The sequence below is a fragment of the Marinobacterium mangrovicola genome (assembly GCF_004339595.1).
GTDB lineage: Bacteria > Pseudomonadota > Gammaproteobacteria > Pseudomonadales > Balneatricaceae > Marinobacterium_D > Marinobacterium_D mangrovicola.
Map to the genome: position 1 here is coordinate 20965 of NZ_SMFU01000009.1, position 24726 is coordinate 45690.

Annotated in this window: 22 protein-coding genes; 9 read left to right on the forward strand and 13 right to left on the reverse strand. The window is 59.4% G+C overall.

Features of this window, described 5'->3' with window-relative positions:
• Nucleotides 1-5 precede the first annotated feature (5 nt).
• From hflX to CLV83_RS12560, 7 genes are all read right to left on the reverse strand, one after another.
• Nucleotides 6-1319 (reverse strand): ribosome rescue GTPase HflX, encoded by a 1314-nt coding sequence (gene hflX, locus CLV83_RS12530; protein WP_132292819.1) that lies wholly within the window; start codon nucleotides 1317-1319, stop codon nucleotides 6-8.
• 8 nt (nucleotides 1320-1327) lie between these two features.
• The gene (hfq, locus tag CLV83_RS12535; RefSeq protein ID WP_027854732.1) at nucleotides 1328-1567 is read right to left on the reverse strand and encodes an RNA chaperone Hfq; all 240 of its coding nucleotides are present in this window, start codon (nucleotides 1565-1567) and stop codon (nucleotides 1328-1330) included.
• Between the two features lie 106 nt (nucleotides 1568-1673).
• Nucleotides 1674-2612: a tRNA (adenosine(37)-N6)-dimethylallyltransferase MiaA gene (miaA, locus tag CLV83_RS12540; protein ID WP_132292822.1), complete on the reverse strand. Its 939-nt coding sequence runs from the start codon at nucleotides 2610-2612 to the stop codon at nucleotides 1674-1676.
• Nucleotides 2613-2614: 2 nt separating this feature from the next.
• A complete protein-coding gene (gene mutL, locus CLV83_RS12545) occupies nucleotides 2615-4552 on the reverse strand; it encodes a DNA mismatch repair endonuclease MutL (protein ID WP_132292825.1) in 1938 nt (645 codons plus the stop codon).
• Between the two features lie 44 nt (nucleotides 4553-4596).
• Entirely contained in the window at nucleotides 4597-5943 is a 1347-nt protein-coding gene (locus tag CLV83_RS12550; protein WP_341540380.1) for an N-acetylmuramoyl-L-alanine amidase, read from the reverse strand.
• Nucleotides 5944-6068: 125 nt separating this feature from the next.
• Nucleotides 6069-6527: a tRNA (adenosine(37)-N6)-threonylcarbamoyltransferase complex ATPase subunit type 1 TsaE gene (tsaE, locus tag CLV83_RS12555; protein WP_132292828.1), complete on the reverse strand. Its 459-nt coding sequence runs from the start codon at nucleotides 6525-6527 to the stop codon at nucleotides 6069-6071.
• Nucleotides 6520-8037 (reverse strand): NAD(P)H-hydrate dehydratase, encoded by a 1518-nt coding sequence (locus CLV83_RS12560; protein ID WP_132292831.1) that lies wholly within the window; start codon nucleotides 8035-8037, stop codon nucleotides 6520-6522. The genes tsaE and CLV83_RS12560 overlap by 8 nt, the downstream gene beginning before the upstream one ends.
• Before the next feature lie 90 nt (nucleotides 8038-8127).
• Between CLV83_RS12560 and queG the strand changes: the two genes are divergently transcribed.
• Entirely contained in the window at nucleotides 8128-9222 is a 1095-nt protein-coding gene (queG, locus tag CLV83_RS12565; protein WP_243642382.1) for a tRNA epoxyqueuosine(34) reductase QueG, read from the forward strand.
• A 29-nt stretch (nucleotides 9223-9251) separates the two neighbouring features.
• Here the strand turns inward: queG and orn are convergent, their stop codons facing one another.
• Complete coding sequence (gene orn / locus CLV83_RS12570) at nucleotides 9252-9794, reverse strand: oligoribonuclease (RefSeq protein ID WP_132292834.1); 543 nt, start codon at nucleotides 9792-9794, stop codon at nucleotides 9252-9254.
• A 93-nt stretch (nucleotides 9795-9887) separates the two neighbouring features.
• On the opposite strand from orn, the gene rsgA reads away from it, so the two are divergent.
• The 8 genes from rsgA to CLV83_RS12610 all read left to right on the forward strand — a co-directional run bounded on the left by rsgA (nucleotide 9888) and on the right by CLV83_RS12610 (nucleotide 20137).
• Complete coding sequence (gene rsgA / locus CLV83_RS12575) at nucleotides 9888-10925, forward strand: small ribosomal subunit biogenesis GTPase RsgA (RefSeq protein WP_132292837.1); 1038 nt, start codon at nucleotides 9888-9890, stop codon at nucleotides 10923-10925.
• 36 nt (nucleotides 10926-10961) lie between these two features.
• Nucleotides 10962-12575 carry an HDOD domain-containing protein gene (locus CLV83_RS12580; RefSeq protein ID WP_132292840.1) on the forward strand — a complete coding sequence of 538 codons (1614 nt, stop codon included), beginning with the start codon at nucleotides 10962-10964 and terminating at the stop codon, nucleotides 12573-12575.
• Nucleotides 12576-12606: 31 nt separating this feature from the next.
• A complete protein-coding gene (locus CLV83_RS12585; RefSeq protein WP_132292843.1) occupies nucleotides 12607-13422 on the forward strand; it encodes a sulfurtransferase in 816 nt (271 codons plus the stop codon).
• A 35-nt stretch (nucleotides 13423-13457) separates the two neighbouring features.
• Complete coding sequence (gene asd, locus CLV83_RS12590; RefSeq protein ID WP_132292846.1) at nucleotides 13458-14354, forward strand: archaetidylserine decarboxylase; 897 nt, start codon at nucleotides 13458-13460, stop codon at nucleotides 14352-14354.
• A gap of 25 nt (nucleotides 14355-14379) precedes the next feature.
• Entirely contained in the window at nucleotides 14380-15417 is a 1038-nt protein-coding gene (gene ygfZ / locus CLV83_RS12595; protein WP_132292849.1) for a CAF17-like 4Fe-4S cluster assembly/insertion protein YgfZ, read from the forward strand.
• 154 nt (nucleotides 15418-15571) lie between these two features.
• Nucleotides 15572-16759: an efflux RND transporter periplasmic adaptor subunit gene (locus CLV83_RS12600; protein ID WP_132292852.1), complete on the forward strand. Its 1188-nt coding sequence runs from the start codon at nucleotides 15572-15574 to the stop codon at nucleotides 16757-16759.
• Between the two features lie 3 nt (nucleotides 16760-16762).
• Complete coding sequence (locus CLV83_RS12605; RefSeq protein WP_132292855.1) at nucleotides 16763-18712, forward strand: MacB family efflux pump subunit; 1950 nt, start codon at nucleotides 16763-16765, stop codon at nucleotides 18710-18712.
• A gap of 6 nt (nucleotides 18713-18718) precedes the next feature.
• Nucleotides 18719-20137: an efflux transporter outer membrane subunit gene (locus CLV83_RS12610; protein WP_132292858.1), complete on the forward strand. Its 1419-nt coding sequence runs from the start codon at nucleotides 18719-18721 to the stop codon at nucleotides 20135-20137.
• Nucleotides 20138-20217: 80 nt separating this feature from the next.
• On the opposite strand, the gene CLV83_RS12615 is transcribed toward CLV83_RS12610, so the two are convergent.
• The 5 genes from CLV83_RS12615 to prfB form a co-directional block, all read right to left on the reverse strand.
• Entirely contained in the window at nucleotides 20218-20523 is a 306-nt protein-coding gene (locus tag CLV83_RS12615; protein WP_132292861.1) for a monooxygenase, read from the reverse strand.
• A 2-nt stretch (nucleotides 20524-20525) separates the two neighbouring features.
• Entirely contained in the window at nucleotides 20526-21227 is a 702-nt protein-coding gene (gene ung, locus CLV83_RS12620) for a uracil-DNA glycosylase (RefSeq protein ID WP_132292864.1), read from the reverse strand.
• Nucleotides 21228-21268: 41 nt separating this feature from the next.
• On the reverse strand, nucleotides 21269-21715 hold the full coding sequence (locus tag CLV83_RS12625) for a hypothetical protein (protein ID WP_132292867.1): 447 nt from the start codon (nucleotides 21713-21715) through the stop codon (nucleotides 21269-21271).
• Nucleotides 21716-21809: 94 nt separating this feature from the next.
• Entirely contained in the window at nucleotides 21810-23318 is a 1509-nt protein-coding gene (lysS, locus tag CLV83_RS12630) for a lysine--tRNA ligase (protein ID WP_104005639.1), read from the reverse strand.
• Nucleotides 23319-23368: 50 nt separating this feature from the next.
• A complete protein-coding gene (gene prfB / locus CLV83_RS12635; protein ID WP_132292869.1) occupies nucleotides 23369-24463 on the reverse strand; it encodes a peptide chain release factor 2 in 1095 nt (364 codons plus the stop codon).
• Between the last annotated feature and the right edge of the window lie 263 nt (nucleotides 24464-24726).

Sequence of the window (24726 nt, forward strand, 5' to 3'; positions counted from 1 at the left end):
TTGTTCTACCAGAGATCTTCTTCGTGGACAGGCTCGGGCAGATAACGTTCCGCCGGGATACTCAGGCGACTGAGGAGCTGTCGAATATCACGCATCGGCATCCTCACTTCCAGAGACATACGGCCGTCATCCTCTATCCGTTCATTGACCACCGCACCCTGGGCATAAAGACGAGCGCGGAACTGACCCTGCTCTGGCGTCAGACTGAGGGTATCGTGGAACATGTCACCGCTGAGACGCTCACGCACGGCATCCATCAACAGCTCTATACCCTCTCCGGTCTGTGCAGACAACCAGACACGGCGCGGCACACCCTCTTCGTCACGGTCGACGCGAGCGCCCTGACCCGGGAGAAGATCAATCTTATTGAAGACCTGCAACGCAGGCACCTCATCGGCGCCGATCTCATCAAGCACGTTATGCACCTGATCGATATGATCCTGCCGCTCTTCGTCCTGACAGTCGATCACATGCAGCAGCAACGTCGCTTCCACGGTTTCCTGTAACGTGGCGCGGAAAGACTCTACGAGCTTGTGCGGCAGATGCTTGATAAAGCCCACGGTGTCCGCCAGGATCGCTGGCCCCACATCGTCCAGCTCGATCCGGCGCAGCGTCGGGTCGAGAGTCGCGAACAGCTGGTCCGCAGCATAGACGCCAGAGTCGGTAATACGGTTGAACAGAGTGGACTTACCGGCGTTGGTGTATCCCACCAGCGATACGGTAGGCACTTCTGCACGCTGCCGCGCACGCCGACCCTGCTCGCGCTGCGTACGCACTTTCTCGAGCCGTTTCTGAATCGACTTGATACGGGCCCGCAACAGGCGACGGTCGGTCTCAAGCTGGGTTTCACCCGGGCCGCGCAAGCCGATACCACCTTTCTGACGTTCAAGGTGAGTCCAACCACGTACCAGCCGGGTGGACATATGCTCAAGCTGGGCCAGCTCCACCTGGAGCTTACCTTCGTGGGTGCGGGCACGCTGGGCAAAGATATCGAGAATAAGCCCGGTACGGTCGAGTACACGACACTGAATCTCGCGCTCGAGATTTCGCTCCTGACCGGGGCTCAGCGCATGGTTGAAGATCACAAGTTCAGCTTGATGCGACTGCACCAAAGCCCGCAACTCGTCGACCTTACCTGCACCGAGAAAGAATTTAGGACTGGGATCGGCACGGGACCCGGTCAAAAATGCGACCGGATCTGCACCTGCTGAGAGCGCTAGCTCTTCCAGCTCCCGGGGATCTTCGCTATCCGCATCTGAGGACAGCTCAATGTGGACGAGAATCGCTATCTCGCCCGATTCGGGACGTTCGAAAAACAATTAGGACCTCAGTCTGCCGCCTTTTCGTCGCCCTGCGGCAGTTTCACCGGACGCGACGGAACAACGGTAGAAATGGCGTGTTTATAAACCATCTGGCTAACAGTGTTTTTCAGCAGAATCACGAACTGATCGAAAGATTCGATCTGCCCCTGCAGTTTGATACCGTTGACCAGAAAGATGGATACCGGAATACGCTCCTTGCGCAGCACATTCAGATAAGGGTCTTGTAAAGACTGCCCTTTTGACATTGCAAACTCCTTCCCAAAAAAGAACAAAAACGTTTAGTTGTAATAGGTTGCGCCAGGACAGTAGGCCGAAATACCGGCCAGACTCGCACCCGCGACAAGCCTTCCATTATATAGTGTTTGCCTCGGCCAGTTTCAAGACAGATTCCAGTAATTTATCCGCCTCACTATCCAGCCATTGCACCCCCTGCCAACCGCGCAGCCAAGTTAGCTGACGTTTCGCCAGCTGGCGGGTCGCAACAATACCGCGATACCTCATTTCATCATAGCTCAGCCGGCCCTCAATGTAGTCCCACATCTGGCGGTAACCGACACAGCGGATCGATGGCAGGTCTGGCGTAAGATCCTGACGCTCATGCAACTTCAACACTTCCTGCTCAAAGCCCTGCTCCAGCATCAGGTCAAAGCGCTGTTCTATACGCTGATGCAGACGCGATCGATCAGCGGGCATCAGCGCCAACGGCAAAAGATCATAGGGCAACGCCGCCTCGCCCTGCTCCGCCCAGTGTTCGCTGATCGGCTTGCCGGTCAGCAACACCACTTCCAGTGCACGCTCTATACGCTGGGAATCGGTAGGCTTCAGCCTCTCTCCGGCAGCCGGATCCAGCTTTGCCAGACGCTCATGCATGGCAGGCCAGCCGAGACGCTCAGCATCGGCTTCAAGCTCGGCGCGAAGTTCGGCATTAGCTTCCGGCAGCCGCGCCAATCCCTTCTGCAGGGCATTGAAATAGAGCATGGTACCGCCGACCAGCACCGGTATTTTTCCGGCAGAACTGATGTCGGCCATGGCCGCCAGGGCGTCTTCACGAAACTCCGCCGCCGAATAGCTTTCCGCAGGATCACGGATATCGATCAGCCGATGGGGATAACTTACCAGCTCCTCGGGCTCTGGTTTGGCGGTGCCTATATCCATGCCACGATAGATCAACGCCGAATCGACACTGATCAGCTCACAGGGAAGATTATCGAACAGGTGCATAGCCAGCGCTGTTTTTCCAGACGCCGTCGGCCCCATCAGAAAAATCGCCGGTGGGAGTTTATCCGCCAAGATCACTGGCCTCGCAAGAAAAGTTTGTCCAGCTCATTCATCGACAGCTGGGTCCAGGTCGGACGACCATGGTTGCACTGGCCACTGCGCTCGGTAGCTTCCATATCACGCAGCAGGGCGTTCATCTCGGGGATGCTCAGTTGGCGGTTGGCGCGCACGGCACCGTGACAGGCCATGGTTCCGAGCAGCTCATTGATACTCTCTTCGATGCGCCGACTGCTGCCAAACACCACCAGGTCGGCCAGCACGTCACGCACCAGCTGAGGTGCATCCGCTTTGGCAAGAGACACTGGCACTTCTCTTACGGTCAGCGTATCCGCTCCCATGCGCTCAAGCCTGAAGCCCAGGCGCTGGAACAGTTCGGGCTGTTCCTCCGCCAGATCCGCCTCTCGTTCGCTGACGCTTAGACTCACCGGCACCAACAGGGGCTGGGAGCGCACCCGGTCCTCATTCCAGGCGGTCTTCATCCGCTCATAGACGATACGCTCATGGGCCGCGTGCATATCCACCAGCACCAGGCCTATCTCGTTCTGCGCCAGCACATAAACACCGTGCAACTGAGCAATCGCATAGCCAAGCGGCGGCGCCTTCTCGGCATCGTCCTCCGGCATCGGCATACCTGGCCGCCCTTGATTAGGCGTAGCGGGGGTGTGCAGGTCGGCATAGGCAGATATCTGCTCTCTCACCGCAGAGGCAGAGCCCGCCGAGCCGCCATAGCTGCCGTAACTTCCAGCCGGCTGGCCGTAATTTCCAGAGGACTGGCTATTACCGGAAGACTGATAGTTGTCGGAAGACTGATACAGCGGCATCCGCCCCTGACTAAAGCTCCCTTCACCCGAGACACTGCCTGGCGCCGACTGCATCGCCATCGCCGGCGCACCTGCCTCACCTGACGCCGTTTCACCGGCACCGGCAGGCACCGCGTCCTTGGGACGAAGATCGCCAATCACACGATGCAGGGTCCGGAAGATAAAATCATGCACCAGGCGCGATTCGCGGAATCGCACCTCATGTTTGGTGGGGTGAACGTTCACATCCACCAGTGCCGGATCCAGCTCGAGATAGAGCACAAAGGCCGGGTGCCGGCCGTGGAACAGCACATCGCTGTAGGCTTGGCGTACCGCGTGGGTTACGACCTTATCGCGGATGATGCGACCGTTAACAAAAAAGTACTGCTGGTCAGCCTGGCTGCGTGAATAGGTGGGCAGACCGATCCAGCCCCAAAGACGCAGGCCCGAAGCTTCCGCACTCACATCCAGATGCACCGCCTGTTCGATAAAATTGCCACCCAGCAGAGATGCCAGACGTCGCTCTCGCGCCTGCTCGCTATCCACCGGGCGCAGCTGTTGTACCCGACGACCGTTGTGCTGCAGGTTAAACGAGACATCGAACCGGCTTAGCGCCATCCGCTTGATCACCTCTTCGAGATGACGAAACTCGGTCTGCTCTTTCTTCATAAACTTGCGCCGTGCCGGCGTATTGAAGAACAGGTCGCGCACCTCAACAGTCGTCCCACGGGGATGTGCTGCGGGCTCCAGCACCGCCTCCATATCACGCCCCTCGGCACGCACCTGCCAGGCAGCGTCCTGATCTTCGGTGCGGGAGGTCAGGGTCAAGCGCGCCACCGAGCTGATCGACGCCAGCGCCTCGCCACGAAAGCCGAGACTGGCGACCGCTTCCAGGTCTTCCAGCTGAACAATCTTGGAGGTCGCATGACGGCTCAATGCCAGCGCCAGATCCGACTTCTCGATACCGCCACCATCATCACGCAGCCGGATCAACTTGATGCCGCCCTGCTCCACATCCACATCGATTTTGGTGGCACCGGCATCGAGGCTGTTTTCCAGCAGCTCTTTAACGACGGAAGCGGGACGTTCGACGACCTCACCGGCGGCGATCTGGTTCGCCAGCTGCGGTGAGAGCAGGTGAATACGACTCATAAAATCTGTGCCTGAGGAGTTAAAGCGGGAAGAAGAAACTGCACTTAGCTGGCCGGTATTTTTAACACCTGACCTACACGGATCCTATCACCGCGCAGCTCGTTGGCGCGACGCAGTTGATCCAGAGAAATGCCGTTACGTACGGCGATAACCGAGAGCGTATCACCAGGAGCCACCCTGTAGGTACTCTCGACACCGGCCAGGGTTTCGCCAGCGCGCTTGCGGGCCGCGATATGGGTGCGGCTCGGCGGCCGATCCCAGAAATGCGCTTTGACACCACCAACGATGGCTCTCGCCATCTGCTTCTGATAACTGCTCTTTTTCAGATTGGCGGCTTCTCCCGGGTTGGAGATAAAACCGGTCTCCACCAGGATGGAGGGAATATCAGGGGATTTGAGCACCACGAAACCTGCCTGCTCGACATGATTCTTATGCATCCGCGCAAAACCAGCGATATTGCTGTGCACACGCTTGGCCACTTCGCGACTGCTGGACTGGCTTGCCGTCATCGACATATCCAGCAACACGCTGGCAAGGAGGTCATCCTTGTCTTCCAGGCTCACGCTACCCACACCACCGATAAGGTCGGCGCCATTTTCTTTCTGCGCCAGCCAGCGACCCATTTCACTGCTTGCTCCCCGCCCCGACAGCACCCAGACCGATGCTCCACGAGCACTCTTGTTACGGGCCGCATCCGCGTGGATAGAGACAAACAGGTCGGCGTTTATCTTGCGTGCTTTGAGCGTGCGACCGCGCAGGCTCACGTAGTAGTCACCGCCGCGAATCAGCTCAGCGCGATAGCCCGGCTCCGCATCAATCAACCGGGCGACCTCTTTGGCGATCGACAACACCACATTCTTTTCACGCAACCCACCCGGACCCAGCGCTCCGGGGTCTTCACCGCCATGCCCGGCATCCACAGCAACGACGATATCGCGCAACGGGCCGGTATTGGCTTCCTGTTTCTCAGCCACACTGGCTTTTTCAGCCTTTTCGGCTTCCGGAAGCGCCAGATCCAGCACCAGGCGATGGCCATATTGATCGTTGGGGGCCAGCTGGAAACTTTTCGGGCTGATCTGCTCACCATCCAGATCCAGCACCAGACGAATACCATCGCCGCGCTTGCCGGTGCGCACTTTCTGAATCGGCCCTTTGGCCAGCCCCAGCGCATCAACGTTGAGGTCCAGCTTGGTATCCTCAATATCCAGAACCAGGCGTTGCGGGTTATCCAGCATGAACACCTTGTGTGTAACAGGCGCATTGAGGTCAAACACCAGACGAATATTGTCCGGCGCCTGCCAGGCACGGATATTGTCGATGTTGGTGACGGCCTGAGCCAGCTGAGCCCAGGCTAGCGTCAGCATCAGAACCGTTCCGGTGAGTATACGCACCAGCCTCTTTACCCCTTCACTTCACGCGAATATTTCAATTTTCAGGCGTTTCTTTCAGCGCTACCAAACTGCAGTAAACAGAAATACAGATACCCTGCAAAAGCTATATAACGCCGAATTTACCGCTATTTTAAACTATCGGCCAATTTACGGCCTTTTTCAGTATTATATTGCCATGATAGCCGACGGCCTGTCCCCTCGGCGCTAATTTCGATCTCAAGATCCGCCACGGGCAGAATCCCCTCCCCCCGCTCCGGCCACTCAATCAGGCTCAGTGAGCGCTCATCGAAATAGTCGCGAATACCAAGAAACTCCAGCTCTTCCGGATCCCCCAGGCGATAGAGGTCAAAATGGTAGACCGGGCCTGCGGGCGTTTCGTACGGTTCCACCAGCGTATAGGTGGGACTCTTAACCGAACCTTGATGACCGCAACCGCGCAATACGCCGCGCGACAGCGTGGTTTTCCCCATGCCCAGATCACCATGCAGAAAAATGACCGCGCCATCCTTACAGCAGGCGGCCAGATGCTCACCGAAGGCCACCATCGCCGGCTCATCAACCAGCTCAATCGAATATTCAGACATTTTTTTCCAACCCGTTGATAACCAGCGGAATGGTATTCATAAGGTCGGTCGCCAGCAATCCGCACGCACCTAATTGCCGCGCACAAAGATCAGCCGCGCGGGCATGAACCAGCACACCAATCCGAGCCGCATCGACTGAGGGCATGCCACGCGCCAGCACACCGCCGATAATGCCACTGAGCACATCGCCCATACCGGCCGTCGCCATTCCGGGGTTACCGTCGCTGCAGAGGTGGATCACGTCGCCATCACAACTGAGCGTACCGGCGCCCTTCAATACCACTGTGCCACCGCAGCGGCTCTGAAGTTCCCGCACCTGCTCGAAGCGGTTAGCCTGAATATCCGCCGTATCGGTATCGAGCAGCCGGGCAGCCTCACCAGGGTGAGGGGTCAGCACCCAGTCATGCTCAGGCAGGGGCGAGTCACTCTGAGCCAGCAGATTCAGCGCATCGGCGTCGAGCAGCATCGGTTTATCACTTTCCAGTACAGCCTCGAACAGCCGACGCCCCCATACACCCTGACCGAGCCCCGGCCCAATCACCACCGCATCGGCCTTTGCCAGCAGAGGCTCAAGTTCATCGGCTTCATCGATGCCGTGACACATCACCTCAGGCACGCGGGTCAGCGCCGCCATGCGGTGCTCCTCGCGCGTAGCCAGAGAGACCAGCCCCGCGCCGGTGCGCAACGCAGACTGAGCCGCCATCAAAGCGGCCCCACCCATCCCGAGGTCACCACCGACCACCAGCAGATGACCGTACATCCCTTTATGTGAAGAGGCCGGGCGTGCAGGGATTAACTCACGCAGGTCTTCGGTATCGGTACGAAAGGCACTAACCGGCACATCTTCGAACACCTCATCCGGAAGCAGCAGTGCATCAAACAGCAGGGCTCCCACATGATCCACGCCTTGATGGGTCAACAGTCCCTGTTTCAACGCGATAAAGGTAACCGTCACATCCGCGTCTACCGCCATGCCCAACTCGGCACCGGTGTCGGCACAGAGCCCTGAAGGAATATCCACAGCCAGCACCGGCTGTTCACAGCGGTTAATCTGGGCGATCACACTGGCGGCTTCGCCCCGTACCTGGCCACTGAGACCAATACCGAGCAGCGCATCAACGATCAGCTCGCCGTGCAATTCCAGCCCCGGATACCAGCTATCTGCCTTGACGCCAAAGCCACACAGCCACTGCCAGGCTTCCAGCGCCTCGCCGCGCAGTTTTTCCGCGTAGCGCTCACCGACCACAACCAGCTGCACCTCGAGACCTGCCTGCCAGGCTAGCCCCGCGATCACCAGTCCATCGCCGCCGTTATTGCCGGCACCACAAACGATGCTAATTTTGCGCAGCTGCGGCCAGCGCTGCCCGATCACCGCCCAGGCAGCCTGCCCGGCGCGCTGCATAAGGCGAAAACCGGGGATACCAAACTGTTCGATAGCGGTCCGATCCAGCGCGCGGCACTGTTCCGCTGTGTATAATGTGCTCGGCAACGCTTCTCTATTGATGCTCATAGGCCTTCACCCATCACTGATCTGCACGCCATTATAGTGGAACAGCCCATCGCAAACGCAAACCAGCCCGAACCTCTAAGCTCACTGGCAGTGCGTCTAAAACAGCGCGCCCGTGAACTGGGATTTCAGCAATGCGCCATTACCCTGCCGGACGCCTCCGCCGAGGCAGAACATCTGCAGCAGTGGCTTGATGCCGGCTATCAGGGTGAAATGGGGTATCTGGAACAGCATTTCGACAAGCGGATAGACCCTAAACTACTGGTGCCCGGCTGCGAGCGGATCGTTATGGTGCGTATGGATTACCTGCCACCCGAGACCACAACGCTCAAGACCCTGGCCAACCCGGACAAGGCGTATATCGCACGCTACACCCTGGGCCGCGACTACCACAAACTGATCCGTAAACGCTTGAAGCAACTGGGGCAGTGGCTGGCAGCCGAAGCCGGCGATGAGGCTGCCGTTCAATTCCGCCCCTTTGTGGATTCTGCGCCGATACTGGAGCGCCCGCTGGCCCGCAACGCCGGAATCGGCTGGATCGGCAAGCACACCCTGCTGCTGAACCGTCAGGCCGGATCGCTGTTTTTCCTCGGAGAACTGTTTACCAATCTGCCACTGCCGATCGATGCACCGGAAACCGAGTCCCACTGCGGCCGTTGCAACGCCTGCCTGGATATCTGCCCAACCAACGCGTTCCCGGAAGCGGGCGTACTCGATGCCAGGCGCTGCATCTCTTATTTGACCATCGAATACGACGGCTCCATTCCTGAAGAGCTGCGCCCGTTGATGGGCAACCGCATCTTCGGCTGTGACGACTGCCAGCTGATCTGCCCCTGGAACCGCTTTGCCAAGCGCACAGCGGAGGAGGACTTCAAACCGCGCCATAACCTGGACGACGTGGATCTACTGACGCTGTTCAACTGGGATGAGGAAACCTTTCTCAAGAATACCGAGGGTTCGGCGATCCGTCGTACGGGCTTTGAAGGCTGGCAGCGCAATCTGGCTGTTGCCCTGGGCAACAGCCGCGGCGGCGAGAGAGTTGAAAGCGCGCTAAGGCAGCGCCGGGGAAGCGCGTCTGCGCTGGTGCAGGAGCATATCGACTGGGCCCTGGAACGACTGGCCTCCAGGGCAGGACCGGCGCCACTGCCGATTCAGCAGCATCCGGGTGCCCGCAGAATCAAGGACTAACACCTCAATAGTTAAAGTACTATCAGGGATTAGAGCGCGAAAAAATGCTCGCGGTAGTAGCGCAGCTCTTCAATGGAATCGCGAATATCGTCCAGCGCCAGATGTGAGCCTTTCTTCTTCACGCCATCGAGAACCTCAGGCTTCCAGCGACGCGCCAGCTCCTTGATGGTGCTGACATCCAGATTGCGATAATGGAAGTAAGACTCGAGCTCCGGCATATAGGCGTAAAGAAAGCGGCGATCCTGGCCAATGCTGTTACCGCACATGGGGGAAACACCCTTTTCCACGTGCTGCTTAAGGAAATCGAGCATCGTCTGCTCAGCCTGGGATTCGGTGATCTCGCTGGCCTTGACCCGGGCAGTAAGTCCCGACTGGCCATGCTGACGGGTACACCACTCGTCCATGCCATCAAGCAGTTCGTCCGACTGATGCACGCAGATAACGGGGCTTTCCGCGATCAGGTTCAGATCCGCATCGGTCACGATGGCCGCCATCTCGATAATGCGATCTTTCTCCGGTATCAAACCGGTCATTTCCAGATCGACCCAGATCAGCCGCTGATCCTTCGCCATATCACCCTCTCCCCGTCCAAAGCTGTAAATTCTAGCGAATTTAGAATACCTTAGCACATCAAATAACTGGCCTCTGGGACAACGCCCGCAACGATGGCGAAACGCAAACTGACAAGGCGCCAAGCCTGGCGCGTGGAAAAGATTCAGGCAGAGCGCGCAAAGCGCGCCGAACGCCGAGATAACCGCCTTGATGACAAGCTCGAGGGAGGCGATCTCGGCCCGGAGCAGGCCGGACTGATCATCTCTCACTTTGGCCGCAGCGTGGATGTGGAGGCGCTGGAGGGCGAAGAGGCGGGCAATATTCACCGCTGCCATATGCGCACCAACCTGGGCCAGCTGGTCACCGGTGACCGCGTTGTCTGGCGCGCGTCCAACGACGGCGGAGTGGTTGTCGCCACCCAGCCCCGTAGCAGCGAGCTGCAGCGCCCCAACAACCAGGGCGAACTGAAACCGGTGGCGGCCAACATCGACTTTATCGTCATCGTCTTTGCGGTGGAGCCCCGCGCCCACGCCAACCTGATCGATCGCTATCTGGTCGCCGCCGAAGCCTGCGGTATTGAGCCGGTACTGCTGCTGAACAAGTACGACCTGCTCGACACCGAGGCCGGCGCCTATATGCCGCCACTGCTTGAACAGTACGAGAAGCTCGGCTACCGGGTCCTCAAGGCCTCGACCACCGCAGAACACGGGCTGGATGAACTCAAAACCCTGCTCAACAACCGCATCAGCGTGTTCGTTGGTCAGTCCGGGGTGGGCAAGTCATCACTGATCAACAAACTGCTGCCGGGAATCGACCTGCGTGTCGGTGAGCTGTCCGAACAGAGCCGCAAGGGGCGCCACACCACCACCACCGCGCGCCTGTTCCATTTCCCCGACGGCGGCGATCTGATCGACTCCCCCGGAATCCGCGAGTTCGCGCTCTGGCATATCGATGCGGAACAGGTGCTGGACGGTTTTCCTGAGCTGCGTGAACTCAGAGGGATGTGCAAATTCCGCGACTGCAAGCATGAACAAGAGCCGGGTTGCGCCTTCAAGCGGGCCCTGGAAGAGGGCGAGATCAGCGAGCCCCGTTTCAACAGCTACCGACAAATACTGGCCTCACTGGATGATGGACAGCTTCGCGACAGCTAAGGGAAGTTTCCCGCCGGTAACGGCGGGCACAAGCCTATGATCAGCAAAAATCTTTTTGGCCTCGACGACTGGACCGCTTACCTGGGAGAGAAAACACTTCCGGTACGTACCAGCTCGCTGGTTCGGCTAAAGCATACCCTGGCCAATGACGATTCCACGCTGGCCAGCCTCGGGCACCAGGTTCTCAAAGACCCGGTACTGGCGTTGCATGTCACCCGTCTGGCGCAGTCACGCCATGAAGCCAAGGGCAGTGTCGTCACCAGCGTCGACCACGCCATCGCTTCACTGGGCTTTGGCGCCATCGAAACCCTGATCCGCGAGCTGGACACCATGAAGGTCCACCCGCACTCGGTATCGGAGCGCTCCTTTTTCCGTGCCGTTGCTGCCAGCCACCACGCTTCGGTACAGGTCGCCGACTGGGTGTCGCTGAAACAGCTGCCCTACGCTGAAGAAGCACGACTGGCGGCGCTGTTTTACGGTCTGGTGCACTGGATGCTCTGGCTTTACGCCCCGCTGCATAAGCACCGCTTCCAGGTCGGCGTTATGGAAGAGCACGCCAGCCCGGTCGAGATGGAGCGCCAGGTTTTCGGCTGCACGACCCAGGAGCTGGGACGGGCCCTGGCGGACCGCTGGAAACTGAATGAGCTCACTGTTAAGGCTCTGGATCATGACACCTCGCCGTCGCTGAGCAAAATCAAGCAGTTGCATATGCGTGCGCTGAATGATCCGCGGCTCGAAGAGGAAGATCTGCGAGAGCTGAATCATCTGGTCCAGCAGCACTATTTCCCGGTTAAGCTGGCCAACTGGATGGCACTCAACGTCAGCCGCAGCTGGACCAGCGATCGCTCTCTGCGCACCTTCGATATCATTGGCGACTATCTGGATCAGCCGCTGTCTGCCACCATGGCAAGACTGCATCGTAACTGTGCCCTGTCGGCGCGAGAGTTCCACGTACCCGGCGTGATGATGCCAGCCGCAGAACTGCTATTGCTACCGGGTGGCGGTCAACTGCCTCATCGCCTCACCGACAAGGAGCTGAACCTCTACGCCTCGCGTTTCCCAGAGCCGGTCGAACCTCAGGCGGAAGAGCCCCAGGTCGAAGAGGAGCAGCCGCAACCGCCAGAGCTGCTGAATCCGCATATTTACAAGCAAGTTCTCGACCGCTTCCGTCACGGCTACGAGCTCTACACCAAGCAGGCACATATTCTTCAGGGGCTGATTCAGGGACTGAACCGGGGCCTCGGCATGGAGCGGGTGGCACTCTGTCTGATCAACTCCCGCACCTCCACCCTGCGTGCAGCCAAAGCGATAGGCGTCGACCCATCCGAGCCGCTATCGCAACTGGAGATCGATCTGACACAACCGAGCATCTTCTCACGATTGTGCGAAAAGCCCTCGCTGTTGCATATTAATGAGTCCAACAGAGCGCAGATCCACAAAACCCTGAGCCCGGAGCTGCAAGGCCTGGTGGAACAGAATGACTGCCTGATGATGTCGATCTACTGCGGCAAACAGCCTCTGGCGCTTATTTACGCCGACCGTCAGGGCAGCAACAGCGCGCTGGAAGCATTCCACCTGGAGCATTTCCGTATTCTCTGCAGCGCCGCTACCCGCGCACTGAAAACGCTTTCGGCCCAGAAACCGTCCTGATGTCGCACGACCAAATTAACGGAGTTTCGTTTTGACCCATCTACCGCTTGTTATCGAACCGGAACAGCTGGCTGCCCACCTGGGCGATCCGAACCTGCTCGTTATCGACCTTTCCAGCGCCGAAAACTACGCGGCCGGTCATATCCCTGGCGCCATCAACGTCAATCCCCAGCGCCTGCTGCGCGGCGAAGCACCGGTACCGAATAAACTGCCGAGCATGGAGCAGCTCAGCGCCCTGTTCTCCGAGGTCGGCCTGAAGCCGGAACACCAGGTGGTTGTGTATGACGATCAGAAAGGCCCCTGGGCGGGGCGCATGATATGGACCCTGGCGATCGCTGGTCACAACCAGGCCAGTTTCCTGAATGGCCAATTCGCTGGCTGGACCGCTGCCGGGCAAACGATTGAGACCCAAGCCAACCTGCCGACGCCGACAAGCTTTAACGCTGAATACGATACCAACCTGGTGGTCGATATCCCCTGGATTCTGTCCCACCTGGACAATGGCGACCTCTGCGTCTGGGACGCCCGCGGTGGCGATGAATACCGCGGTGAGAAGATCACCAACGCCCAGGTCGGCGGCCATATTCCTGGCGCCAAACTGCTGGAGTGGACCGACCTGCTTGAAGCGGGGCCTGTGCCGCGTCTTAGAGACCAGGACAGCCTGCGCCAACTGCTTGCCGACGCGGGTATCGACGCCGGCAAAACCATCATCACCCACTGCCAGACCCATCGCCGCTCGGGACTGACCTGGCTGGTGGGCCGCTGGTTGGGACTGGATGATATTCGTTGCTACGATGGTTCCTGGTTCGAGTGGGGTAACACCCCGGACCTGCCGGTCGAACGCTAAGTTTAGGGCCGCCATCTCGGCCCATGGAGAGACCCTTGAAAGACAAACTGTTTATTCTGCTGCAGCACCTGCTGCCCCAGCACCTGCTGTCGCGCCTGGTCGGCATGATCGCCGAGTGCCGTATCCGCTGGGTGAAGAACACCTTTATCGAAGTGTTCCGCAAACACTACAAGGTGGATATGAGCCAGGCGCTGGAGGAGGATCCCCGCGCTTACGCCAATTTCAACGACTTCTTTACCCGCGCCCTCAAGGCTGATGCGCGTCCGATCGATGAAGACGCCCACGCACTGGTCTCTCCCTGCGACGGTGCCGTCAGCCAGGCGGGACTAATCCAGCACGGCCGCCTGATTCAGGCCAAGGGCCGCGGCTACAGCCTGACCACCCTGCTCGGCGGTACGCCGTCACGGGCGGAGCCGTTTATCAACGGCCGCTTTGCCACCCTGTATCTGTCACCGCGCGATTACCATCGTGTGCATATGCCGGTGAGCGGCACCCTGCGCGAGGCGATCTATATTCCCGGCGATCTGTACTCGGTGAACAACACCACCGCCGAGGGTGTGGATAACCTCTTCGCCCACAATGAGCGCCTTGTCACCATCTTCGATACCGAGTACGGTCCTATGGCGATGGTGCTGGTTGGCGCCATGATCGTCGCCGGTATCGAAACGGTCTGGGGCGGTCAGGTTGCGCCAGCAACGCGCCAGCCACAAACACTCTACAGCCGCTCGGAACCCGCCCCGATCCGACTGGAGAAGGGACAGGAGATGGGACGTTTCCACCTGGGCTCCACCGTGATTCTCGCCTTCGGGCCTGAGGCACTGGAGTGGGAAGAAAGCCTCACCCACCTGTCCACCGTCACCCTGGGACATCGCATCGGCACGTTTAAAGGCGCCACCTTTAAATCCGAACCTGCGGCCCCATCAAACAGCTAACAGATCGATTACGAGGCGGGAAAAGATGACTACAGCCTGGCAGGACAAACTCCAGACACTCGGCTACACATTCGACGACCAGGGCGCGGCCACAGCCAGTGCCCCGTTCAGCGCTGAAAACACAGCACTGGTGCCGCTGACCCATCAGCGCATCATCAGCATCAACGGCCCGGAAACAGAAAAATTCCTTCAGGGACAGCTGAGCTGCGATATCGCCGACGTGGACCGTATTGGCAGCCGCCTTGGCTCTCACTGCAACATCAAGGGCCATATGATCAGCCTGTTCCGGGTGATCCGGCAGTCGCCGGAAACACTGCACCTGCGTACCGATGCCAGCAATGCGGACAAGGCACTCACCACGCTGAAGAAGTACATCATCTTTTCCAAAGCAGAGGCGGAACTGAACGAAGCCCTGGTCGGTATCGGCCTGTTTGGACCCGGTGCCCATAAGCTGGCCGCCAAGGTCGTCGCGTCACTACCCGAAGAGGTCGATGGCGTCAGCGTCGATAACGACTCTCTGGTGGTGAAACTGCCGGGAGAGAACCGCTTTGAATGTTGGCTGCCGGCGGATCAGGCGATCGATCTGCTCGACAGCCTGAGCGCTGATGCGACGCTGGCCAGCACCGATGACTGGCTGCTGCAGGAGGTACGCGCAGGCGTTCCCGACCTGCGTGCCGACACCTCCGAAGCCTTTATTCCGCAGATGACCAACCTGCAGGTGTTCTCCGGCGTCAGCTTTACCAAGGGCTGCTACACCGGCCAGGAAGTAGTCACCCGCCTGCAGCACCGCGGCATTCTGAAAAAGCCGATGTACCGCGCTCTAGTCAGCAGCAGCGAACGCCCGCAGCCCGGCCAGGCGCTACACTCCGAAGCCAAGGAAAATATCGGCCAGGTAGTGATTGCAGCCCCCACCGACGGCGACAACTATGAGTTGCTGGCCGTGATCAACAAGGAGCAGGCGGACAACTCAACGGTCCACCTGGAATCCGCCAGCGGACCCAAGCTCACCCTGCTGGAGCTCCCGTATACGCTGGATCCACGCCTGTTTGAAAGCAAGCGTTAAGCCTGACAATCTTTGGGTGTCCTTATTGATAGTGACACCCAAAGGTTAATGATTCTTAATAAAACTTTACGTCTCACCGCAACAACTCTCCCTGTCACATCGATATACTGCAGATTCTGAAAGGATTTCCACTTGTCAGGACTGCACCCTCCTCATGAACAGATCATCCAAATTTGGCCTCATCGGCTTGGCCGCCATCGGTTTAGTCGCCGCTGTCAGCTACGGATACACAGTTTACAGCGCTGAACCCGCGCCCTCTTACGTCACCGAAGCGGTACGTACAGGCCAGATAGAACAGACCGTACTCGCCACCGGCATGTTGCAGGCCTCCCGGCTGGTTAATGTGGGCGCCCAGGTGTCCGGCCAGATCGAATCCCTGGCAGTCGCCCTTGGAGAACAGGTTAAGGAGGGCGATCTGATCGCCCAGATCGACAGCCTCAGCCAGCAGAACAATCTGAAAGAGGCCGAAGCCTCGCTGAAAAGCATCGACGCCCAGATCCGCGCCAAGAAAGCACAGATCGAACAGGCCAGCCTGGAGTTTGCACGCCAGGAGCGGATGCAGGCGGCCAACGCCAGCGCCCGGGCGGATTTCGAAAGCGCCCGCGCCAGCCTCACCGTCTATCGCGCCGAACTTGAGCAGTTGAACGCCCAGCGTGAACAGGCCGTGGTCAGCGTGGATACCGCCAAGCTGGACCTGGGCTATACCGAGATCACCGCACCGATGGACGGCACCGTGGTCTACACCGCCGTCGAACAGGGCCAGACCGTCAACGCCAACCAGAGCACCCCGACCATCGTCGAGATGGCGCAGCTGGATAAGATGACCGTGGAAGCGCAGATCTCGGAGGCCGACGTGATCAACGTCAAACCGGGTCAGGAAGCCTACTTCACCATTCTCGGTCAGCCCGACAAGCGCTATCGCGGCACCCTGCGCGCCATCGAACCCGGCCCCACGCTAATGGACGGCGACGATGCCGATATGAGCGCCAGCGACAGCGATGCGATCTACTACAACGGCCTGTTCGATGTGGATAACCCGGAGGGCGTGCTGCGCATCGGCATGACCGCCGAGGTCTCCATCGTGCTGGCCAACGCGGACAACGCACTGCTGGTACCCGCCCAGATCCTGCAGAAAAAGCCGGCTGGCCGCGGTGAAAGTGGCTACCAGGTGCCGGTGCTGGCTGAGGGCAAACTGGAATACCGCCCGGTCAAGGTAGGCATCAATAACAAGGTGTTCGCCCAGATCACCGAGGGGCTCAGCGAAGGCGACCAGGTGGTCACCGGCATGTCTAACGGCGAAGGCAACATGTTCCAGGCACGCCGCGGGCCGATGGGGTTCTAAATCATGGCCGAGGCACTGCTTGAACTGCGCGGAATCAGCCGCGCCTTCCCCGCCGGTGATCAGCCGCTGACCGTACTCAAAGAGGTAGACCTGAGTATCCATCGCGGCGAGATGGTGGCAATTATCGGCTCCTCAGGCTCCGGCAAATCCACGCTGATGAATATTCTCGGCTGCCTGGATCGCCCCTCATCCGGTACCTACAGGATCAACGGCCGGGATATCTCCACCCTGGATGCGGACACCCTGGCGGAGCTGCGCCGCGAGTACTTCGGTTTTATCTTCCAGCGCTACCACCTGCTCGGCGATCTCAATGCCATGGGCAACGTGGAAGTGCCGGCGATCTACTCACTGCAGGACCGCGAGACCCGGCATGAACGCGCCGCAAAACTGCTCACGCGGCTGGGTCTTGGCGAGCGCCTGGATCACAAGCCCAGCCAGCTCAGCGGCGGTCAGCAGCAGCGCGTGAGCGTCGCCCGCGCACTGATGAATGGCGGTGACGTCATTCTCGCCGATGAACCCACCGGCGCCCTGGACAGCACCAGCGGCGAAGAGATGATGCGCCTGCTGCGAGAGCTTCACGATGACGGTCACACTATTATTATTGTTACCCACGATCCGAAGGTGGCCGAGTTTGCCGACCGCATCATTGAGATCAAGGATGGCGAGATCGTCAGCGACCACAGCAAAAAGCCGCCCCCGGAAAACGCTAACAGCCTCGACGAAGCACCTCCCAAGGCACGCCATCCCTGGCTGAATGCCTGGGAGGCGCAGCTGGAAGCGCTGAAGATGGCGCTGCTGGCCATGTCATCCCATCGGCTACGTACCTTTCTGACCATGCTCGGCATCATCATCGGTATCGCTTCGGTGGTCTCGGTGGTGGCCCTCGGCGCCGGCTCGCAGCAGCAGATACTTTCGAACATCGCCTCCATGGGCACCAATACCATCGATATCCGCCCCGGCAGCGGCTTTGGCGACCGGCGCTCCGGCCGTGTCCGTACGCTGACCAGCCAGGATAGCGAGGCGTTGGAGAACCTCAGTTTTGTCGATAGTGTGACGCCGTCGATCAGTTCCAGCGCCACCATCCGCTTCGGCAACCAGGCGGTCAGCGCCAGCATCAGCGGCGTGGGACCGGACTTCTTCCGTGTGCGCGGCTATGAACTGGCCCAGGGCCAATACTGGGATGACGCCAGCGTCAAAACCCTGGCGCAGGAAGCGGTGATCGATAACAACACTCTTAAGGAGTTGTTCCCGGACTCCAACCCGATCGGCCAGGTTATTTTCCTCGGCGATCTGCCGGTGCGCATCGTTGGTGTTACCGCGCCGCGCCAGAGTGCCTTTGGCAATAATGACTCGCTGACGGTGTGGATCCCCTACACCACCATCGCGGGGCGCATGGTGGGGCAGAGTTACCTCAACGGTATCACCGTGCGGGTCAACGCCTCGGTGCCCAGCGATGCCGCGGAACAGGGGATCGTTTCCCTGCTGAAGATGCGTCACGGCAAGCAGGACTTTTTCACCATCAACACCGATACCATCCGCGCCAGCATCGAGCAGACCACGGCGACGATGACGCTGCTGATCTCAGCGATTGCGGTGATCTCACTGGTGGTGGGCGGTATCGGCGTGATGAACATCATGCTGGTGTCGGTGACCGAGCGCACCAAGGAGATCGGCGTACGCATGGCGGTGGGCGCGCGGCAGGCGGATATTCTGCGCCAGTTCCTGATCGAAGCGGTGCTGGTGTGCCTCTGTGGCGGTCTGCTTGGCATCCTGCTCGCCTACCTGATCGGTGTCGGTTTCAGCTACTCCGGCAGCAGCTTCAACCTGATCTACTCCAGCAACTCGATCCTGGCCGCCTTTGCCTGCTCCACCCTGATCGGCGTGCTGTTCGGCTTCCTACCCGCACGCAACGCCGCCCGGCTCGACCCGGTCGATGCCCTGGCCCGAGAGTAAAACGCGATGAAGATGAAACGCCCTTTTCACCCCAAGCTAAGCATTCTCGCCCTCAGTGTCGCTCTGCTGAGCGGCTGCGGCGCCCTGACCCGCTCAGAGTTTCAAGAACCAAGCGTGCAGGTACCCGCCAACTGGCAGAGCGAAGCCCTGAGCGACGCCGTTTCCATGGATCCCTGGTGGCGGCAGTTCAACGACCCTGAGCTGAATACGCTGGTTGCCGGTGCTCTGGCAAACAATAACGACCTGGCCCTGGCCACGCTGACGCTACAGCGTGCGCGACTCCAGGCCGGTATCAGCCGCCAGGACCTTTATCCACAGCTATCATCCAGCATCTCTGGATCGCACAGTGAAGATCTGGACAGCGGCGCCAACAGCCACAGCTACTCCGCCAACCTGTCGGTCAGCTACGAGCTGGATCTCTGGGGTCGCCTGTCCGCCAACCTGGACGCTGCCAACTGGAGCACCCTGGCCAGCGCCGAGGATCGTGAAGCTACGGCGCAGAGCCTGGTGGCCACCACCGCCTCGCTCTACTGGCAGATCGGCTACCTGAAGCAGCGGCTGGCCCTGGCCGACGCCAGTATCGATTACGCCGAACAGACGCTGGAGCTGACCCAGACACAATACGAGGCCGGTGCCGTCTCCCGGCTCAATGTGCTGCAGGCAACCCGCAGTCTTTCCAGCCAGCGTGCCAGCCGGATAGAGCTGGATCGTCAGTTGAACGAGGCACAGAACGCCCTGTCGATCCTGTTCAACCAGCCGCCCGGTGAGATCGAAACCTCGATCACCCAGCTGCCCACGGCAGAGGTTCCGGAGGTACGCGCCGGTATTCCCGCCGATCTGATGGTGCGCCGCCCGGATGTGAAGTCTGCGCTCTATAGCCTCCAGGCTTCCCTCGCCAGCCGGGACGCGACCTTCGCTGACTATCTGCCGACCCTGACCCTGACCGGCCAGATCGGCGATTCTTCCTCGGCACTGAGAGAACTGCTGCGCGATCCAGTGGGCAGCCTCGGTGTCGGCCTTGTGCTGCCCTTCCTGCAGTGGAACGAGATGCAGCTGAACCGGGATATCGCCGAGATCGATTACGAAAGCGCCGTAATCACCTACAGGGATACGCTCTACCAGGCGTTTGAGGATGTGGATAACTCACTATCGGCGATCAGCCACTACCGCCTGCAGAGTGAGGAGCTGGAGCAGCAGTACCAGGCCGCCGAGGAGGCGGAGCGGCTGTACGAGAACCAGTACCGCAACGGCGCCGCCGCGATTCAGGACTGGCTTGATGCCCAGGACGATCGCCGCAGTGCAGAGGAGTCACTGCTGGAAAACCGATACAACCGCCTCACCGCGGTGGCGACGCTATACCAGGCACTGGGCGGCAGCGACACGGCTCCGGCAATGCCTGAGGCTGAACCGGAGGGGGCAGAGTAAAGAAATAAGGATAATCGGTCGGCCGGTTCAGGAAGAGATCAGATACCGGCCGGTCTATGCCAAAGCGCTATTTAACAGGGCTATTTAATCGGGCCGCGGGTGATCGCCGACAGGCCCTCATTCACATCGAACACCTTGGCTTCGATCCCGCTGATACCAAAGCCGTTCAGGCGCGCGGTATGTTTTTCCAGATAAGCGCGGGCGTTCGCTTCGGTATCAAACAGATAGATGCCACCAGCCTGTTGAGCACTCTGGCTTTCGGTCCAGATCTTCCACATAAAGCCCGGTTCATCGTTAATGGTCGCCGCCAATTCAGCAAACGCCTGCGCCATCTCTTCACCAAAGGGGCCCGCGAAGGGAAAATCGATCTGCAGCAATGTAGCCATCTTTACTCCTCAGCCAGCTCTTCAACCTGCTCGGGCAGCTGCCACTGCACCGGCTCGCGCCCCTGAGCCTTAAGCCATTCATTGGCTTGAGAGAAGGGACGGGTACCGAAAAAGCCGCGATGCGCCGATAGCGGCGACGGGTGCGGTGACTTCAGCACCAGGTGTTTGCTCTGGTCGATAAAGGCACCTTTCTTCTGTGCATAACTGCCCCAGAGGATAAACACCACGTGATCGCACTGTTCATTGACCAGGTGGATAACCCGATCGGTAAACTGCTCCCATCCCTTGCCCTGATGCGCATTCGCGTTGCTGTCTTCCACGGTGAGTACCGCGTTCAGCATCAGCACGCCCTGCCTGGCCCAGGATTCCAGGTAGCCGTGTTTCGGCGGCACCAGGCCCAGGTCCGAGTGCAGCTCCTTGTAGATATTCACCAGGGACGGCGGCACTTTTACGCCCGGCTTGACCGAGAAGCAGAGCCCGTGCGCCTGCCCCGGCTGATGGTAGGGGTCCTGCCCGATAATCACCACGCGCACGTTATCCAGCGGCGTGGCTTCCAGTGCGTGGAACCAGTTGCTGGAGTGCGGGTAGATGGTGACGTGCTGCTCCTTGCGCTGTTTGAGAAACGCTTTGAGCTCAACCATATAGGGCTTTTCGAACTCCGGCGCCAGCCGCGGCTGCCAGCTGGGGGCGTTATCCAGTGCCATCTTTACCTCATTTGTCCCAGGGACTCATATTGCAATTTATTTCATCGCTGGCCGCTGTTGCGGATACGGCCATCGGCGGTACGTAGCGCCTTGACCACCTCACCGTGCCAGATCGAATAGTAACGAATCTTGCCCGGCGCATGGGAGAAGAAGGCCGACAGCAGCACAATGATAATAAAGTTGATCGCGGCGCTGGCCGGCCAGATCAGCGCCAGCACCAGCAACACGAGCTTCAACAGTACCGCCTGGCCCCTGAGCTGAAACAGCCAGACACCATCGCCCCAGATCTCCATCGCCATCATCAGTACACCGCTGGCCAGCGCCATCAGGCCGTAGATACGCCACTGCTCAAACGGCAGCTGGAACAGAAACAGCCCCGCCACACCCGCCACACCGACCAGATGCAGGCCGCGCAACGTCAGGCTGATATAGCGCTTGCCGGGAATCTCCCGGGAGGTCTGCGGAAACAGAATCTGCTTGAAGCCCAAGGTTTTCTCCCAACGGGGCTCGGCCCGCTTTGGATTTCAGCCAAAAAGAAAGCCGCACTGAGCGGCTTTCTGTAAACATCTACACCTGCGCGAATCAGACCCGCGGGCGCATGGCCGGGAACAGGATGACGTCGCGAATCGAAGCGGAGTCGGTGAACAGCATCACCAGACGGTCGATGCCGATACCTTCGCCAGCGGTCGGCGGCAGGCCGTATTCCAGGGCGTTAACGAAGTCCGCATCGTAGTGCATCGCTTCGTCATCACCGGCGTCCTTCTCTTCCACCTGCTTGCGGAAGCGCTCGGCCTGGTCTTCGGCGTCGTTAAGCTCCGAGAAGCCGTTGGCCAGTTCGCGGCCGCCAACGAAGAACTCGAAGCGGTCGGTAACGAACGGGTTGTCATCGCTGCGACGGGCCAGCGGGCTGACTTCGGTCGGGTATTCGGTGATGAAGGTCGGCTGCTGCAGGCGGTGCTCGCAGGTCTCTTCAAAGATCTCGATCTGGATCTTGCCGAGGCCCCAACCATCTTTCACATCGATATCCAGACGCTGGGCGATTTCACGGGCAGCATGCTCGTTGGCCAGCGCTTCGGCAGTGATATCCGGGTTGAAGTGCAGGATCGCATCAAACACAGACATGCGCGCGAACGGCTTGGACAGGTCGTATTCGAAGGTTTCCATCACCTCACCCTCTTCATCACGCACGGTGTTGATCAGGGTGGTAGTGCCGAGGACGCTCTGCGCCACAGTGCGCAGCATCTCTTCGGTCAGGTCCATCAGGTCGTGGTAGTCCGCGTACGCCTGGTAGAACTCGATCATGGTGAACTCGGGGTTGTGACGAGTCGACAGCCCTTCGTTACGGAAGTTACGGTTGATCTCGAACACGCGCTCGAAGCCGCCAACGACCAGACGCTTGAGGTACAGTTCCGGCGCGATACGCAGGTACATGTCGATATCCAGCGCATTGTGATGAGTCACGAACGGACGCGCACTGGCGCCACCCGGGATCGCCTGCAGCATCGGGGTTTCCACCTCGAGGAAGCGGCGCTCTGCCAGGAACTGGCGGATCGCGGCGACGATACGGAAGCGGGTCTCGAACACGGTGCGGGACTGTTCGTTGGTGATCAGGTCCACATAGCGCTGACGGTAGCGCATCTCCATGTCCTGCAGACCTTTGTGCTTGTCCGGCAGCGGACGCAGGCTCTTGGTCAGCAGCTGGTACTCATCCAGGTTCACGTACAGGTCGCCCTTGCCGGACTTCTGCAGCGTACCGGTGATACCGACGATATCGCCCAGGTCCAGGGACTTGGCGAACGGACGCGCTTCCTTGGTGACGTACAGCTGGATACGGCCGCTCATATCCTGCAGCACCATGAAGGCGCCACGGTTAAGCATGATGCGTCCCGCCACGGATACCTTGATGCCCGCTTCGGCCAGCTCCTCTTTGCTCTTCTCACCGTGTTCCTTCTGCAGATCGCCAGCATAGCTGTCGCGGCGGAAGGTGTTGGGGAAGGCGTTGCCCTGCTCGCGCTGAGCTGCGAGTTTTTCGCGGCGCTCGGCGATCAGGCGGTTTTCATCTTGTTGAGGGGTCTGAGCGTTGTCGGACATCAGGTCTGTACCTTAAAAAGTCGGCTTATATCGTTTCTAAAGGCTCCGGATCAGAGACCGGCCTTCAGACTTGCTTCGATAAACTGGTCGAGATCGCCATCAAGCACGCGATCACAGTTGGAGGTCTGCACGTTGGTGCGCAGATCCTTGATGCGCTGGTCGTCGAGCACGTAGGAGCGGATCTGACTGCCCCAGCCGATATCGGCTTTGGTGTCTTCCACTTCCTGGGCCGCTTCACGACGCTTGAGCATCTCCATCTCATAGAGTTTCGCGCGCAGCTGTTTCATACAGGTGTCGCGGTTCTGGTGCTGCGAACGTGCGGACTGGCTCTGCACGACGATACCGGACGGCTCGTGAGTAATACGCACGGCGGATTCGGTACGGTTAACGTGCTGACCACCAGCACCGGAGGCACGGTAAACGTCTACGCGCAGGTCCGCCGGGTTGATCTCGATATCCACGTTGTCATCGATCTCCGGGGAGACGAAAACCGAGGAGAACGAGGTGTGACGGCGACCGCCAGAGTCGAACGGCGACTTACGCACCAGGCGATGAACACCGGTCTCTGTGCGCAGCCAGCCGAAGGCGTACTCACCCTCAAAACGGATGGTGGCGGATTTGATACCGGCCACATCACCGTCTGATACTTCGATCAGTTCGGTCTTGAAGCCCTTGGCTTCGCCCCAGCGCAGGTACATACGCAGCATCATGTTAGCCCAGTCCTGGGCTTCGGTGCCGCCGGAACCGGCCTGGATATCCATGAAGGCGTTGTTGCCATCGGCTTCGCCGGAGAACATGCGGCGGAACTCGAGCTGGCTCAGCTTCTCGGTCAGAGATGCGACTTCAGACTCAACTTCAGCGACGGTGTCTTCGTCATCTTCTTCAACCGCCAGGTCGAGCAGTTCGCGGGCATCGCTGACGCCGGTTTCCAGCGCATCAATCGTGCTGACCACGCCCTCAAGGCTGGAGCGCTCGCGGCCCAGCTGCTGGGCGTTGTCCGGGTTGTTCCAGACCTCAGGATCCTCGAGCTCGCGCTCCACCTCTTCGAGGCGTTCTTTCTTGACGTCGTATTCGAGGTAGGTACGCAGCAGTTGGGTGCGCTCGCCGATATCCTTGAGGCTATTCAGTATCGGGTTAATTTCCATCTGGGTTTCAAAAACTCGCTGCTTGGAAAAAGGAGCGTATTCTACCTGATCTGGCGCACTGTTTGAATTGTGTACGCCCTCAGAGCGAACGAAACACTCAGGAAAACTTCCGCAACAGTGAACAGCCCCCACCCGCGGCATGCCAAAAGACCATTTTTACCGAAAAACACCCCGTCATATAGGTATTTGGGAACCAATTCGTCACGCTTTTCTCTTAAAATCAGTAACATTATTCAAGGCGGAAATTCCCGCAGAGGAATCTG

What these genes read in the sequence shown, in the direction of transcription:
- hfq (WP_027854732.1), bottom strand. Translation starts at nt 1,567, where the DNA reads ATGTCAAAAGGGCAGTCTTTACAAGACCCTTATCTGAATGTGCTGCGC.
- mutL (WP_132292825.1), bottom strand. Translation starts at nt 4,552, where the DNA reads ATGAGTCGTATTCACCTGCTCTCACCGCAGCTGGCGAACCAGATCGCC.
- tsaE (WP_132292828.1), bottom strand. Translation starts at nt 6,527, where the DNA reads ATGTCTGAATATTCGATTGAGCTGGTTGATGAGCCGGCGATGGTGGCC.
- CLV83_RS12560 (WP_132292831.1), bottom strand. Translation starts at nt 8,037, where the DNA reads ATGAGCATCAATAGAGAAGCGTTGCCGAGCACATTATACACAGCGGAA.
- orn (WP_132292834.1), bottom strand. Translation starts at nt 9,794, where the DNA reads ATGGCGAAGGATCAGCGGCTGATCTGGGTCGATCTGGAAATGACCGGT.
- rsgA (WP_132292837.1), top strand. Translation starts at nt 9,888, where the DNA reads ATGGCGAAACGCAAACTGACAAGGCGCCAAGCCTGGCGCGTGGAAAAG.
- CLV83_RS12580 (WP_132292840.1), top strand. Translation starts at nt 10,962, where the DNA reads ATGATCAGCAAAAATCTTTTTGGCCTCGACGACTGGACCGCTTACCTG.
- ygfZ (WP_132292849.1), top strand. Translation starts at nt 14,380, where the DNA reads ATGACTACAGCCTGGCAGGACAAACTCCAGACACTCGGCTACACATTC.
- CLV83_RS12600 (WP_132292852.1), top strand. Translation starts at nt 15,572, where the DNA reads ATGAACAGATCATCCAAATTTGGCCTCATCGGCTTGGCCGCCATCGGT.
- CLV83_RS12605 (WP_132292855.1), top strand. Translation starts at nt 16,763, where the DNA reads ATGGCCGAGGCACTGCTTGAACTGCGCGGAATCAGCCGCGCCTTCCCC.
- CLV83_RS12610 (WP_132292858.1), top strand. Translation starts at nt 18,719, where the DNA reads ATGAAGATGAAACGCCCTTTTCACCCCAAGCTAAGCATTCTCGCCCTC.
- CLV83_RS12615 (WP_132292861.1), bottom strand. Translation starts at nt 20,523, where the DNA reads ATGGCTACATTGCTGCAGATCGATTTTCCCTTCGCGGGCCCCTTTGGT.
- ung (WP_132292864.1), bottom strand. Translation starts at nt 21,227, where the DNA reads ATGGCACTGGATAACGCCCCCAGCTGGCAGCCGCGGCTGGCGCCGGAG.
- lysS (WP_104005639.1), bottom strand. Translation starts at nt 23,318, where the DNA reads ATGTCCGACAACGCTCAGACCCCTCAACAAGATGAAAACCGCCTGATC.
- prfB (WP_132292869.1), bottom strand. Translation starts at nt 24,463, where the DNA reads ATGGAAATTAACCCGATACTGAATAGCCTCAAGGATATCGGCGAGCGC.